The organism is Streptomyces sp. NPDC052225 (assembly GCF_040679615.1).
Lineage (GTDB): Bacteria > Actinomycetota > Actinomycetes > Streptomycetales > Streptomycetaceae > Streptomyces.
In genome coordinates this window covers 190,966-204,374 of the sequence record NZ_JBFAVD010000012.1, presented here as the reverse complement: position 1 = coordinate 204,374, position 13,409 = coordinate 190,966, and the positions used below count along the sequence as shown (strand labels likewise).

8 protein-coding genes are annotated in these 13,409 nt (G+C 74.1%); 4 read left to right on the top strand and 4 right to left on the bottom strand.

Annotated elements, in window-relative coordinates:
* Positions 1–22 precede the first annotated feature (22 nt).
* Entirely contained in the window at positions 23–391 is a 369-nt protein-coding gene (locus AB0L37_RS19895) for a DoxX family protein (protein WP_365506728.1), read from the top strand.
* Here AB0L37_RS19895 and AB0L37_RS19890 read toward each other — a convergent pair.
* Genes AB0L37_RS19890 through AB0L37_RS19875 form a run of 4 tightly spaced genes read right to left on the bottom strand, consistent with a single transcriptional unit; the run spans position 388 to position 8,147 of the window.
* Positions 388–4,902, bottom strand: a complete 4,515-nt coding sequence (locus AB0L37_RS19890) for an SAV_2336 N-terminal domain-related protein (protein WP_365506726.1) — start codon at positions 4,900–4,902, stop codon at positions 388–390. The genes AB0L37_RS19895 and AB0L37_RS19890 overlap by 4 nt on opposite strands.
* The gene (locus AB0L37_RS19885) at positions 4,892–5,881 is read right to left on the bottom strand and encodes a MoxR family ATPase (protein WP_365506723.1); all 990 of its coding nucleotides are present in this window, start codon (positions 5,879–5,881) and stop codon (positions 4,892–4,894) included. The genes AB0L37_RS19890 and AB0L37_RS19885 overlap by 11 nt, the downstream gene beginning before the upstream one ends.
* 47 nt (positions 5,882–5,928) lie before the next feature.
* Positions 5,929–7,620: a trypsin-like peptidase domain-containing protein gene (locus AB0L37_RS19880; protein WP_365506721.1), complete on the bottom strand. Its 1,692-nt coding sequence runs from the start codon at positions 7,618–7,620 to the stop codon at positions 5,929–5,931.
* A complete protein-coding gene (locus tag AB0L37_RS19875; RefSeq protein WP_365506719.1) occupies positions 7,617–8,147 on the bottom strand; it encodes a CU044_2847 family protein in 531 nt (176 codons plus the stop codon). Before AB0L37_RS19875 ends, AB0L37_RS19880 begins: the two co-directional genes overlap by 4 nt.
* Positions 8,148–8,284: 137 nt before the next feature.
* Here AB0L37_RS19875 and AB0L37_RS19870 point away from each other — a divergent pair, with 137 nt between their 5' ends.
* The 3 genes from AB0L37_RS19870 (at position 8,285) to AB0L37_RS19860 (ending at position 13,061) form a co-directional block, all read left to right on the top strand.
* Positions 8,285–11,962 (top strand): S8 family serine peptidase, encoded by a 3,678-nt coding sequence (locus AB0L37_RS19870; RefSeq protein WP_365506716.1) that lies wholly within the window; start codon positions 8,285–8,287, stop codon positions 11,960–11,962.
* 113 nt (positions 11,963–12,075) lie between these two features.
* Positions 12,076–12,201 carry a putative leader peptide gene (locus AB0L37_RS19865; RefSeq protein ID WP_365506713.1) on the top strand — a complete coding sequence of 42 codons (126 nt, stop codon included), beginning with the start codon at positions 12,076–12,078 and terminating at the stop codon, positions 12,199–12,201.
* A 68-nt stretch (positions 12,202–12,269) separates the two neighbouring features.
* Positions 12,270–13,061, top strand: a complete 792-nt coding sequence (locus tag AB0L37_RS19860; protein ID WP_365506711.1) for an LLM class flavin-dependent oxidoreductase — start codon at positions 12,270–12,272, stop codon at positions 13,059–13,061.
* Positions 13,062–13,409: the final 348 nt, after the last annotated feature.

Here is a 13,409-nt window from a genome sequence, read left to right as displayed (position 1 = left end):
ACCATTGGCCCGGGAGGCCGTCATGCATGTCGGGTACTGGATCGTCGCCGGTCTGCTGGCCGTGTTCTACGCCTATGCGGGCGGCAAGAAAGTGCTTCAGACGCAGGAGCAGTTGCGCCCGATGATGGCCTGGGTCGACCGGATACCCATGCCGTACGTACGGGCCATCGGCGCCCTGGAGATCCTCGGCGCCCTCGGCCTGATCCTGCCGCCGCTGACCGGGATCGCGGAGGGGCTCGCGGTGGCCGCGGCGGTGGGGCTGGTGCTCGTACAGGTCGGGGGGACGGTGCTGCACCTGGTGCGGGGGGAGGCGCGGGTGATCGGGCTGAATGTGGGGTTGCTGGTGGTCGCGGGGGTGGCGGTGTGGCTGGGGGTCGCCGAGTGGCTCTAGCGGGCGGTGCCGCGTACCGCGTCGACGAGTTCCGTGAGGTGGCGTACGACGTGGAGGGCGCCCTCGTCCATCAGGCGCTTGGTGGCGTGGGGTGTCGGGGCGTAACCGACGAAGGGCAGGCCGATGGCGCGGGCGGCGCGCAGTTCGGCGGGGGACGAGCCGATCAGGACGCCGTGCGGGGTGGGGGAGCCCGGCTGGAGCAGTGCGCGGTTCAGGACGTCCGGGTGCGGCATGAGGCGGGTCGGGTCGGAGGTGCGGCCGTGCGCGCCGGCACGTACCGCCAGTGAACGGCCTTGCAGGTAGGACGAGATGACGTGCGTGGCGACGTCGGAGACGACCGAGACCGGGCGGCCCGTGGAGTTCAGCGCGCGCACGAGGAGGTCCGCCTCGCGGTACGGGCGCGCGGTGCGCAGGGCGCGCAGTTCCAGTTCGTCGAGGCGCCTGCCGAGGGGGATCCCCACGCGGGGGCGGTCGGCGAAGGCGCGCAGGACGTCGAGGGGGTGCACCCCGAGTTCGAGGCGCTCGCCCAGCGGGTCGCCGCTCAACGCGTCCTCGGGGTCGCGGAGTTCGGCGGCGAACGCGGTGAGCTCGCGGGCGGCGGCCGCGCGGAGGTCCTTGCGGGCGTACAGGTCGAGGAGGAGGCCGTCGAAGCCGAGGAGGTAGACCTCGGCGCTGGTGAGGGTGTCGGTGACGAGGCGGGGGCGGGCGGGACCGGCGGTGGTCGTGGCCGCACGCGGGCCGGGTTCGGGCCCGGCCGCGGGGAGGTGCCAGCGGACCGTGTACCCCGGGAGCGGCCGGAGGTCGAGGCGGCGTCGGAGTTCCTCCGTGTCCAGCGGGGCGGGCAGACGGGACGCCTCCGTCTCCAGGCGCTCGGTGAGGGCCGTGGCCGGGCTCGTGGTGCGGGAGGCGACGGCCTCCAAGGGGTCGTCGACCCGCACCAGCGCCTGCGCCTCCACGCCTGCGGCGGTCACCACCACAGTCCGCTCCCTCAGGTCCACCTCGAAGAACTCCCAGGCAAGCTCGGTCTCTTCGGGCGGGGTCAGGGTGAGGCTGCGGTCGGGGCGGCGGTGGACGATGATCGTGCGCGGGGCCGTGGGGCGCGGCAGCGAGCCGTCGTCGGGCAGCGGGTACGGGCCGCTGACCGGGGTGTCGTCGGCGTCGTCGGCGGCGTTCTCCGGGAGGTCCTGGGACCAGAGCCAGTACGCGGGCGGGGTGCCCACGGGACGCAGCGCGGCGCGGTCGGCCTCCGGCAGGAGCGCGTACAGGCCGGGCGAGGCCACCACGGTGGCCTCCCGGCGGGTCGGGAAGAAGTCGTGGTGGAGGGTGCCGGCCTCGGGCCGGTTCGCCTCCGCGACCGGCCAGAACACGACCACGAGGCCGAGTGCGCCCGACAGTTGGGACAGGTGGCCTCGGAGCCGGTTCAAGGTGGCGGACAGCAGGCGGCCTGCCGCGGGTGCCGTCTTCACCAGGACGTCGATGCTGTCGCCGGAGGTGGTGAGGCCGTGTTCGCGGGCGGTCAGCCCGGCCTCGGTGATCAGGCCGGTCACGACGCGGCCGAGCGCGGACGGGGTGTCCGGGGGGCGGACGTCGTCGTACGTGAAGTCGTCGTCGTACGTGAAGTCGAAGGTGACCGTGGTGTGGACGCGGGCCTCGGCGCTCGCCCTCGCGCGGTCCGCGAGGAGGTCGCGGTGCAGCTCCTCCAGTGCGGGGCCGGTGCGGCCGCCCAGGGCCTCGTACTGCTCGTACGCCTCCAACGCCTCGTCGGTTCGCCCGAGTTGGCGCAGGGCGATCATCTGGAGGCGGCGGAAGTCCTCGCGGGACGGGTGCTCGCGGACGAGGGGGGCGAGGGCTTCGGCGGCGCGCTCGGGCTCGCCCAGGTCCAGGTCGAGTTCGGCCGCGGTGCGGTGGAGGGTCAGGCGGAGCTGGGTGAGGCGGGTGCGGGCGGTGCGGGCGGCGGGGCCGGGGACTCCGTCGAGGGGGGTGCCGCGGAAGGCGGAGAGGGCGACCGTCACGTGCCTGCGCGCGGCGGCCAAGTCGCCTTCCGCGCGCAGCCGTTCGGCGTGGGCGACATGCGACTGGCAGCGGGCGATGTCCACCGTGTCGGTGCTCGTGTGCAGGGCGCAGCCGTCGGGCAGTGTGGCGATGCCGCCCAGTTCGCGGCGGAGCCGGGCGGCGAGTACGGCGGTCTCGGACGGGCCTTGCCCGGCAGACTCGGTGCCCCAGATCCCCCGGGTCAGCTCGGCGTGCGTGACCACGGTGCCGGGCTTCAGGAGCAGCATCGCCAACAGGGCCCGGGTTTCGGCCGTGTGCAGGGGCACGGGGTGCGAGCGCCCGTCCGGAGTCAGCAGGTCGGCCCGGACCGGACCCAGCAGCGTGAACGTGTACCGGTCCCGCTCGGGCATGGCGGGGATGCCCTCGGCGAGCCGGGTCAGGGCGGCCGTACGGCGCACCGGGTCCGGCGAGGAGAGGCCGGTGGGCGGGGCCCCCAACTGGTCCAGGAGACGGGCGAGCCGGCGCAGGTCGTCCTCGCGGCCCGCAGCCCCCTCGGTGCGGCCCACTTGGAACAGGGAGAGCTTCACCTTGCCGTCCGGCAGCAGCATCACTCGGGTCATGTCGACCGCGCCGTGCGTGACACCGGCCTCGTGCACCGCGACCAGCGCCTGGGCCAGCGACCGGGCGACCGTGTCCAGGAGGTTCCCCGGGAGGTGGTAACCCTGCGGTGCGGCAAGGGTGTTGAGGGCCACGCCGTCCACAGGCTCCAGGACGGTGTACGGCACGTCGTCGGCGATGCCGAAGTCGAGCAGCCGGACGATGTTCGGGTGGACGAGCCGGGACAGGACGCGTGCCGCCCGCAAGAACTCCCCGGCGTCGCGCGGTCCGTGCAGCCGCACCACCACTCGCCGCTCCAGGTCCAGGTCGCGGGCCTCCCACAACGACCCGTTCGGTCGCAGCCGCCGCACCAGGCGGTAGCGGCCGCCGAGCATCCGCCGGCCTGCCGAGAGCCGCCGCACGCTGTCCTCGCTGACCGCGGCGAACGCCTCCCCCTCCACCCCCCGCGTCGTCGCCCGGAACTCGCCCGCGCCCCGCCCCGCGCGCTCGTCGATCAGGCCGCCGACGCGGGCCAGGAACGCGGTCGTGCGGCCGCGGGCCGAGCGCGGCAGGGAGCGCAGGAGGAGGTCGCGGACGCCGTCGCGGAAGGCGTACGAGCCGGGCGGGCCCGGGACCGTCGTCAGCATGCCGCTGAGGATGACCTCGGCGAGGTGCTGGGGGCGCGGGTCGGGTTCGAGGGCCGCGTGGACCAGGCGCATCACCGGCAGGTGCGGGACGCCGACCGCCACGTGCCCGGCGAGGCGGTAGGCCTCGGGGGACGCCGTCGCCCGGAAGCCGCGCACCAGGTCCTCCGGGGTGAGCGGTGGCGCCTCGGCGGGCCGGCCCCGCGTGAGCGGCCGGGGCGTCAGCCAGGCTGCGGCGCCCGGGACGTGGGCGCCGCTCGGCGCACCGATCAGCCGCGACCAGTTGGCCAGCCAGAGCGGGGACGTCTCCAGGACCGGCAGCGCGAGCGAATGTGGCGGGCGGCCGGCCGCGTCCTCGGGGTCGTACGGCGTGAAGCGGAGCGCGGGCAGTGGCGGCGCCGCATGGGCGGAGGCGAAGCGGCCCGGCACGGCGGGCAGTGCCGTCGTGTGCCACAGGTGCTCGGGCAGCGGCTGAAGCACGGCGAGCGGAGTACGGCGCGCCAGGGCGTGCAGCGTGCGGAACCAGCGGTCCGCCGCCTCGCCGGGGTGCCACTGCGGGCCCGTGCAGTCGCTGAGCAGCAGTACCGCCGTGCGGCCGTCGCGCGGCAGCGTCAGGTGCGGGACGCGGCCGTCGGGCGTCGCGCGGTGCACCGTCACGGTGCGGAAGATGCCCGACTGGGTGAGCGCCGCGTGCAGTTCGCGCAGCAGCGGGCGCCAGATCGGCATCGTCGGGCCCGTGTCGTGGATCAGGGCGAGCCGCAGCCAGCGCTCCGGCGCGGGGCGCAGTACCGGCAGCCAGGTGTCGGGGGGCGCGCCGAGCCGGGCGATGCGGTCCGCCGTGGCCGCCTCGTCGAGGACCGGACGCCCGGACGCCGACGGGACCCGGCGCTTGAGGGGGCGCAGGGCGCGCTGGAGTGCCAGGGGGTGGCGCAGCATCGGTGGCGCCGGAGTCAGGAGCGATGCGGGGGTCGGCTCCGGGGACTCCTCTACGTAGAGGGGGACCAGGGCGGGTTCGGGGCGCGGCGGGTCGGGCTCGGGGGCCGGGAGGGGCGGGCGCCGGGGCGGTGGTCCGGCGGGGGCGGGCGGTGGTGGCGAGGGCTCTGGGACGGGGCGAGCGGGCGCTTCGGCCGGCTGTGGCGCCGGCGGCTTCTCCTCTTCCGGCTCTCCCTCCAACTGCCTTGCCAGCCACAGGACTTCGGCGAGTTCGACCGGTGTCGGCGGCGTGCCGTCCGCCGCGTCGCTCAACAGCGCGGCAAGGCGGGCCAGTTCAGTGCGCATCGCTGTCGGGGGAACCGTCGAGGCGCGGCATCAGGCGGTGCGCCAGCGCGTCGCGGGTGGGGGCGTCCAGGCCCGCGGCGCCGGTGAGGTAGATGGCGTTGAGGAGCTGGTCCGTGGCGAGCTCGCCGGTGCGGGAGCGCGACAGGAAGCGGGAGATCAGGGCCCGCGCGTCGGCGTCGGGTTCGCCGAGGTGGGCGCGGACGATCTCGGCGAGCTGGGTCTCGTCGGGGCGGTGCAGCCGCAGCGTGACGCAGCGGCGCAGGAACGCGGGCGGGAACTCGCGCTCCCCGTTGCTCGTCAGGACGACGAACGGGAACGCCCGGCACCGCACCCGGCCGCGCCTGATCGGCGCCTTCAGGTCGCTGCCGCCGTCCATGCGGACCTCCGACTCGCCGCCCGCACGGGCCAGTTCGGGGATCTCGTACTGGCCCTCCTCCAGGACGTTGAGGAGGTCGTTGGGCAGGTCGAGGTCGCTCTTGTCGATCTCGTCGACCAGCAGGGCGCGCGGCCGCTCGTAGGGGAGCAGCGCCGTGCCGAGGGGGCCGAGGCGCAGATGGTCCTCGACGCGCATCGTGCCCGCCTCGCGGGCCGCATACAGGCGCGAGAGCGGGTCGTACTGGTAGAGGCCGTCGGCGAGCGTGGAGCGGCTCGTGATGTTCCAGCGCAGGACCGGGCCGAGCTTCAGCTCGCGGGCGACCGCGTACGCGAGGGACGACTTGCCGGTGCCGGGCGGCCCCGTGACGAGCAGGGGGCGCCTCAAGTACAGGGCGGCGTTGACGAGTTGGACGCTCTCGGGGCCCGCGCGGTAGGTGTGGGCGCGGTGCACCCGGTCCGGTGAGACGGCCGCGTCGTCGTCGCCGTCGGCGGGCGGGGGCAGCGGCGGGCCCCCGTCGAAGGCACGCCAGGGCGGGGGTGCGGGCAGCCGGGCGATGCCGTCGTGCGGTTCGTTCGCGCCGGTGTACACGGGCCACTCGGGCATGGGGTGCGCTCTCCGTCGTCTCCGTCGGTGGGGCGGGCGTGGTCGGGCTAAGGGGATACAGGGGATACAGGGGATACGGGGGAGCAGTGGCGGGGCGCCGGGCCGTGCGGGCCGGGGAAGCAGTGCGGGGCGTCCCACAGCAGCTGTACGTCACCGGCCCAGTGCCCCTCGTCCCCCTGTGCTTCCTCCCGTAACTCCATGATGGTGTAGGGCAGTTCGTCCAGGGTCGCGCCATGGACGTAGGGCGCCAGCTCGTCCAGGAAGGCGGTGCCCGCGCACGGCGTCCCGGGCGGGTGGTCGCCGGAGCAGCCGGTGCGCGGCCACAGCAGGGCGGGGACCGGCTTGGTGAGCGCCGCGTCGAAGCGCTGGTCGGCGGCGCCGGCGGCGGGCGGCCGGGCGAAGCCCGCCACGTCGGCGGCGCGCAGGTCCCGCTGGCTCACGGGCGTCGCGCCGTCGTCGCAGTCGACGCGGTGCACCGTACGGACCCGCTGCCCCGCCGCGTCCTTCCAGCGGCGGGCCAGGCGGCGCTGCGGCCCCGCGTTCCTGCGGGCCGGGTGCGTGATGACGACCGGGTAGGCGCAGCCCAGCGGCGTCGGGTCGTCGGGGCCCGAGGGCCAGCTGTCCACCGGCCAGTTCAGCCACTTGGGCGGCAGCGTGAACGCCACCAGGTCGTCGGTGCCGGGCGGGAGACGGGCCAGCGCCTCGTCCATGACGTCCCCGACGTACGAGGCGACCTCCGTCTCCCGGATCGTGTCCGAGGCGACCGGGTGGCGCCGGCCCTCGCTGTACGCGGACACCTCGACCAGCGCGTGCTCCTCGCCCGCGCCGCTGCGCTGCACCTCCACCAGGACCGGGGTCCAGCGGGGCCGGGCGGCGGCCGGCTCCGGCGCGTCGAGCAGCTCTTCGAGGCGCTGCGCGAAACGGGCCGCGGGCTCCGCCTCCGGGACCTCCGACAGGACGTACACGGCCGCCGCCCACAGGGACGCGAACCCGCCGGGCGGCACATCGGGGCCGAACTCGCCCACCGCGTACCGGTACAGGCGTTCCGGGTCGCAGTCGAGGTGCGAGCGGGTCGCCTTCTCGATCAGGGCGTGCAGGCGGCCCGTGTCCCTGCGGTGGCACGCGGCCTCTCCGGGACGGCCGGCGGGGATGCGGTCGGCCAGGTCCGGCCAGTAGCGGGCCATCACGCCCAGCGGCAGCATCCGGCCGGTGAGGACGCCCCGGCCGCCGGTCGTCGCCGTCACCATGCCGACGACGCGGTGCGAGCCCGCGAGGGTGACGGCCGCGCCGCTGAAGCCGTGGGCCAGGGGCTGGCCGTGGCCGTCGAACGCGACGAGCTCGACCCACTCGTCGCGGACGAGCAGATCCGCTTTGGCGCGGTACTCGGCGATCGTGCCCTCGTCGTAGCCGTCCGGGAACCCGTACGCCACCAGGCGCGGGGCCGGGTCGCCGAACGCGGCGTCGGGCGCGGCGAACTCGGCGGGCGCCGCGTCGACGTCCCGGTCGAGGGTGAGGACGGCGAGGTCACCGCGGTCGGTGGGGCCGCCCGCCCAGGGGCCGTGGGTGTGGACGCGGGCCCCTACCGGGGGCTCGGCCGGAAGCTGGGGGAACGTCACGGTGACCTGCGCGTCCGGGGTGAGGACGTGGGCGCAGGTCAGGACGGTGCGCGCGGAAACCAGGAAACCGGCGCCTATTTGGCGGCCGCTTTCCACTCTGACCTGCCACTTGGCTCCGCTCATGGGCGGGGGGTCTCGGTTCGCGGGGTCGTGGCGGTCGCGTCTGCCGGGTCAGGGTCGTCGTGGCCTGTGCGGGTTGTCTGCGGCTGGGCGCGCAGTTCCCCGCGCCCCTGTCCGGGCTGACCATCAGCGGGGCTGGCCGGGGTCCAGGTCAGGCGGACCACCAAGTGGCCCTCTGCCGTGCCCTTGGTGATGAAGGCGCCCGCCTCCGCCGACAGCTTCACCCCGAACTCGATCTCCACGCCGTCGGGCGAGAGCGGGCCGTCGCGCAGGACCCGTAGAGCCGACTGGGCCGCCGAGCGCACCGAGTCCAGAGCTGTTTCGAAGGTGGCCGACGCCTGGACGGGGCCGGTGCCGCGGGCCACCAGGCGGGCGCCCGCCGACTCGTCGTCACCGGCCGCCTCGAACAGGACCGGTGTCCCGCTCCCGTCGACCTTGAACTCCACCAGACCGTCCATGCCGTCCACGTGCCGCCCCCGTACTCCGTGCTCCGTGCCCTGTGCGTTCCGTTCCGTCCTGCCTGTGGCCATTGTGGCGTTCGTTGGCGAGAAAGCGCCAGGGCAGCTTCCCGCCAGGGGTCGTCAACTTCCGCGTAACACAAGCCTCTTGAGAATCTCTTACGTACTCGGGTACCACTCCGCACCGAGGCCTACGAAGAGAGGCAACGATGACCAGAGGACCTGCCGCGAGACCTGTCGCGAGACGTGGCGCCGCCCTGCTGTCCGCCGGTGTCGCGTTCGCGCTGCTCCCCGCCCCGGGGGCCCAGGCGGCGCCGGAACCGGCGCACGGCGGCAAGGCCGTGGCCGCCGCGCACACCGTGACCCTGGTGACCGGCGACAAGGTGACCGTGACCGACCTGGGCGGCGGCAAGCGGACCGTCACCGTCGACCGCGCGAAAGGTGCGACCGGTGCCGTCCGGACGCAGGTGTCGGGCGGCGAGGTGAGCGTGGTGCCCGACGAGGCGCGGCCCTATCTGGAGGCCGGCACCCTCGACGCCCGCCTCTTCGACGTCAGCGGGCTGATACGGCAGGGGCTCGCGGACACGAAGACCGACGCGACCCCGCTGATCGTCACCTATGGCGGCAAGGCCGCCCGCGCCGCCGCCCTCGCACCCAAGGGCGCCGAACGCACCCGCACGCTCGCCAGCATCGGCGGCGCAGCCCTGGACGCCGACAAGGGCCGTACGTTCTGGAACGCGGCGACCACCGGGAAGAGCGGGTTCGCCGACGGGATCGGCAAGGTGTGGCTCGACGGACGCGTCGAGGGCGCCATGGAGCAGTCCAACGCGCAGATCGGCACGCCGGACGCCTGGGCGGCCGGTCTTACCGGCAAGGGCGTCAAGGTGGCCGTCCTCGACACCGGCTACGACCCGTCGCATCCCGATCTCGCCTCGCGGGTCACCGAGTCCAAGTCCTTCATCGAGGGGGAGGAGGTCGCCGACCGGCACGGGCACGGCACCCACGTGACCTCGACCGTCGGCGGCTCCGGCGCCGCGTCCGACGGCAAGGAGAAGGGTGTCGCCCCCGACGCGACGCTCGCCGTCGGCAAGGTCCTCGACAACGAGGGCTCCGGCAGCGAGTCGCAGATCATCGCCGGGATGGAGTGGGCCGCCAAGGACATCAAGGCCAAGGTTGTCTCCATGAGCCTCGGCTCCCAGGAGGCGAGCGACGGCACCGATCCGATGGCGGCCGCCGTCAACTCCCTGTCCCAGGAGACCGGTTCGCTGTTCGTGGTCGCCGCGGGCAACGCGTACGGCGCGTACACCATCGGCTCGCCCGGCGCCGCCGACGCGGCGCTGACGGTCGGCGCGGTCGACGCCGACGACCGTCGCGCCGACTTCTCCAGCCAGGGCCCGCGCACCGGCGACAACGGCCTCAAGCCCGATGTCTCCGCACCCGGCGTCGACATCCTCGCGGCCCGTTCGTCGCTGGTCGACGGCTCGGGTGCGTACACGACCATGAGCGGTACGTCGATGGCGACGCCGCACGTCGCGGGCGTCGCCGCCCTGCTCGCCCAGGAGCACCCGCAGTGGACCGGCGCCCAGCTGAAGGACGCGCTGATGTCGTCGAGCAGGCAACTCGGCGAAGGCGCCTACGAGGTGGGGTCCGGGCGGGTGTCCGTGCCCGACGCGATCGCCGCGAAGGTCACCGCCACCGGCAGCGTCGACCTCGGTTCCTACACGTGGCCGTACGAGAACAACGAGCCGGTCAGCAAGAAGCTCACGTACACCAACTCCGGTGACACGGACGTGGAGTTGGACCTCTCCGTGCAGGGCGGCAGCGGGGTCGCCGTGCTCGCCGACAGCAAGCTGACCGTACCCGCGCACGGCACCGCCGCCACGACCGTCACCGGCGACGGCGCCAAGGCCGCCGTCGGCACCGACAGCGGGCAGATCGTGGCCAGTTCGGGCGGCGCCGTCGTCGCGCACACCGCGTACGGGCTGGTCAAGGAGGACGAGCGGTACACGCTCACCGTCCACGTGAAGGACCGATCCGGCGCGCCCACCGCCGCGCACCTCGTGTACCAGCAGCTCGCCGGGGGCACCGACGCGGTCCCGGTGGCCGTGGGTGACTCCGGAACCGTTCAACTGCGCCTGAAGCCGGGCACGTACGACCTCTCCACCTTCCTCGACGTGCCCGGCAGCCACGGCCCCGACTCGCTCGGTCTCGCCCTTCTCGCCGCCCCCGAGGTCGTCCTCGACCGGGACCGGGAGGTCACCCTCGACGGCACGAAGCTGCGCGAACTCGCCGCCCGGCTGCCGCAGGACACCGACCCGCACCAGGCGGTCATGGAGTACGCGCGGGTCGCGGGCGGCGCCGACATCATGGGAGCCGTCCAGGTCCCCGTGAAGTACGACTCGCTGTTCGCCGCGCCCACCGGGAAGGTCACCGAGGGGACGTACGAGTACCGGACCGTCTGGCGTCAGGCCCAGCCGCGGATCGACGCCGCCGGGGTCAACGAGGTGTGGGAGCAGCCGGGTTCGACGCTCATCGAGGGCCGCAGCCGTCTCACCCTCGTGAACGCCGGGGCCGGTGCCCCCGCCGACTACGTGGGCAGGAACCTCAAGGGCAAGGGCGCCCTCGTCCACGTCGACGGCACCCGCACCCCCGCCGAGATCGCCCAGGCCGCGCAGGACGCGGGCGCCAAGGCGCTCTTCCTCACCGACGACGTCCGTGGCCGCCTCAACACGAGCTTCTACGACGAGAACGACGGCTCGGCGCGCCCGATCCAGATCGCGAGCGTCACCCACGCCGACTTCGACCGCCTCCTCGCCCTCGCGCGCCGCGGCGACCGCCTCACCCTGACCGGCACCGACAACGCCGGCTACGTCTACGACCTGTCCAAGGGCTACCCGGGCGGCATCCCGGACCGCAGCCTCGTCTACGCGCCGGACAGCGACGATCTCGCCGCCGTCGACACCACGTACTACGGAGCGCAGACGAGGGAGGGCAGCGAGTTCCGCTACTCGCTCACCGACGCCTTCACCATCGGCCTCGGCTTCCAGGAGCGCTACGACTTCCCGGGCCGGCGCACCGACTACGTGTCCATGGAGCCCGGCGGCCAGACCTGGCACGAGTCCGTCCAGCTCGGCTCCGACCTGGAGGAGCGAGGCGGCCTCGTCACGTACCGCACCGGCCGGCACACCCCGCTGAACTGGTTCGCGCCGGTCTGGCACCCGTGGCTGGGCACCGGGCTCGGCTGGGGGCAGGAACGGCGCGGCGACCAGATCCAGTTCAACGTCCCCGGCTGGGGCGACTCCGGGCCCGACCACACCGGGTTCGGCGACGCGTACAGCAGCGAGAGCGGCATGACCCAGTACACCGAGGTCTTCGCCGACGGCGTCAGTCAGGGCCGCCAGGTCGGCTCCGCCGGATACGTGTGGGAGGCCGACCCGGCCGAGAAGCCGTACAAGGTCGTCACCGACACCGCGCTCGACCCGGCGAAGTGGCGCCTGGGCGGCACCGGGCACACCGAGTGGACGGTGCGCTCCGCGCGGCCCGCCGGTGACGCGTCCGTGTTCCTGCCCCTCATCAACCTCGGCTTCGACGTCGACACCGACCTCGCGGGCGACGTCCGCGCGGGCTCCCGCATCCCGGTCGGCCTGTACGCGCGGTACGTGGCGGACGCCGTCGGCACGGGCACGATCGGCGGCGGCTCGCTCCAGGTGTCGTACGACGACGGCGCGACCTGGTCCAAGGTCGCGCTGAGCGGCGACCGCACGTCCTGGACGGGCACGCTCGACGTGCCGCGCGGCGCCAAGTCGGTCTCGCTGCGGGCGTCGGCCAAGGACGACAAGGGGGCGAGCGTCACCCAGGAGCTGATCCGGGCGGTGGGGGTCAAGTAGGCCGTTCCGGGTCCGTTCAGGCGGGCCGGTCCCGGCGCGGAGCCCTGGCTCCGTTCCGGACCGGCCCACCTGTCGTCCCGCATGCTGGGATCGGATTGTCCGGGATCCGGGACATGGCTTGTCGTGGCGGCGGGCGCGCGGACAGGATGCCGACCATGGGCCCCGTCCTCCTCGTCCTCGTCTCGCGTCGGCACGTGGATCTGCTGCGTGTCGCGACGGCGCTCTGTCCGACCGACTGACGTCGCCGCGATCTCGCACACCAGCCGCTTCCCGCCGCGCAGTTGACCCGGACCCGAGGTGCCCTCCCATGCCCGAGAACCATCCTTTGCTGCACTGGCTCCTGCCCGCCGGCGGCGACGGCCGCGACCCCGGACGCCTCGTGCGGGTGGCGCGCGCCGCCGAACAGGCGGGCTTCGGCTCACTCGTGACGCCGGTCGGCCCCGGCTGCACCGACCCGTGGACGCTCGCGCCCGCACTGTGTCGCCAGACGGAGCGCATCGGCTTCCTGATCGGCTGTCGCGCGGGCTTCGGGAGCCCCACGACGCTGGCCCAACAGGCGGACGCCTTCCGCCGGTTCGCGGGCGGCCGGCTCGGTCTCCTCTACGGGGATCAGCAGACCCGCGATCAACGCTACGGCCGCACGGACGAGGTGATGGCCGTGCTCCGCGCGCTCCTCGACGGCAAGCGCGTCGACTTCCAGGGCGACCACGTCCAGGTCGAGGGCGCCCAGCTGGCGGATCCCGCGGTCGAGTTCAAGGTCCCGCTGTACTTCGGCGGCGCCTCACCGGCCGCCGAGGACCTCGCCGCGCGCCGCGCGGACGTCCAGGTCCTGCGCATCGAACCGGGCGAGCCGCTCTCCGCCGTCGCCGGACGCGTCACCCGCGTACGCGACCGCAGTCCGGCCCTGCGACTGGCTCTGCGCGTCCCGCTCACGGACGGTGACAGTGCGCACGAGGCGTCCCAACGACTGCTCGCCTATGCCGAGTTGGGGGTCGACGAGTTCGTGCTCTCCGGAGGGCTGCCGCACCTGGAGGTCGCGCCGCGGCTTCGGGAGCGGTGGCACGAGCGGGGGACGGCCGGGGTGGCACCGGGGGTGTGACCGGACCCGGAAAACGCGGCGGCGCCGCCTCCCCGTGGGACCGGGGGAGACGGCGCCTTCGGCGTCCGACGCCGTTACACCAGCCAGCCGACGAAGTGGGCGAGGCCGGCGAGGATGTCGGTGATGAGGTTCATGGTGAAGCGTTCTCCTAGCGGTGTTGCATGTGTGTGGGACGTGCACTGCATCGCGATGCGGTCGCTACGGTCTGCAGCCCGTTGCTTGCGCCCCGTAAGCATCGTTGTTCTCGGGCGCCGCATGCAAACTCTGGAGCGACGATCACCTGTTCCAGGGAACAACTGCTCCCTTGTTCGTTTCCCGAGGCAACCGATCGGGTAGTCCGCCGGGTAG

What these genes read in the sequence shown, in the direction of transcription:
- AB0L37_RS19895 (WP_365506728.1), top strand. Translation starts at nt 23, where the DNA reads ATGCATGTCGGGTACTGGATCGTCGCCGGTCTGCTGGCCGTGTTCTAC.
- AB0L37_RS19890 (WP_365506726.1), bottom strand. Translation starts at nt 4,902, where the DNA reads ATGCGCACTGAACTGGCCCGCCTTGCCGCGCTGTTGAGCGACGCGGCG.
- AB0L37_RS19885 (WP_365506723.1), bottom strand. Translation starts at nt 5,881, where the DNA reads ATGCCCGAGTGGCCCGTGTACACCGGCGCGAACGAACCGCACGACGGC.
- AB0L37_RS19880 (WP_365506721.1), bottom strand. Translation starts at nt 7,620, where the DNA reads ATGAGCGGAGCCAAGTGGCAGGTCAGAGTGGAAAGCGGCCGCCAAATA.
- AB0L37_RS19875 (WP_365506719.1), bottom strand. Translation starts at nt 8,147, where the DNA reads ATGGCCACAGGCAGGACGGAACGGAACGCACAGGGCACGGAGCACGGA.
- AB0L37_RS19870 (WP_365506716.1), top strand. Translation starts at nt 8,285, where the DNA reads ATGACCAGAGGACCTGCCGCGAGACCTGTCGCGAGACGTGGCGCCGCC.
- AB0L37_RS19865 (WP_365506713.1), top strand. Translation starts at nt 12,076, where the DNA reads ATGGCTTGTCGTGGCGGCGGGCGCGCGGACAGGATGCCGACCATGGGC.
- AB0L37_RS19860 (WP_365506711.1), top strand. Translation starts at nt 12,270, where the DNA reads ATGCCCGAGAACCATCCTTTGCTGCACTGGCTCCTGCCCGCCGGCGGC.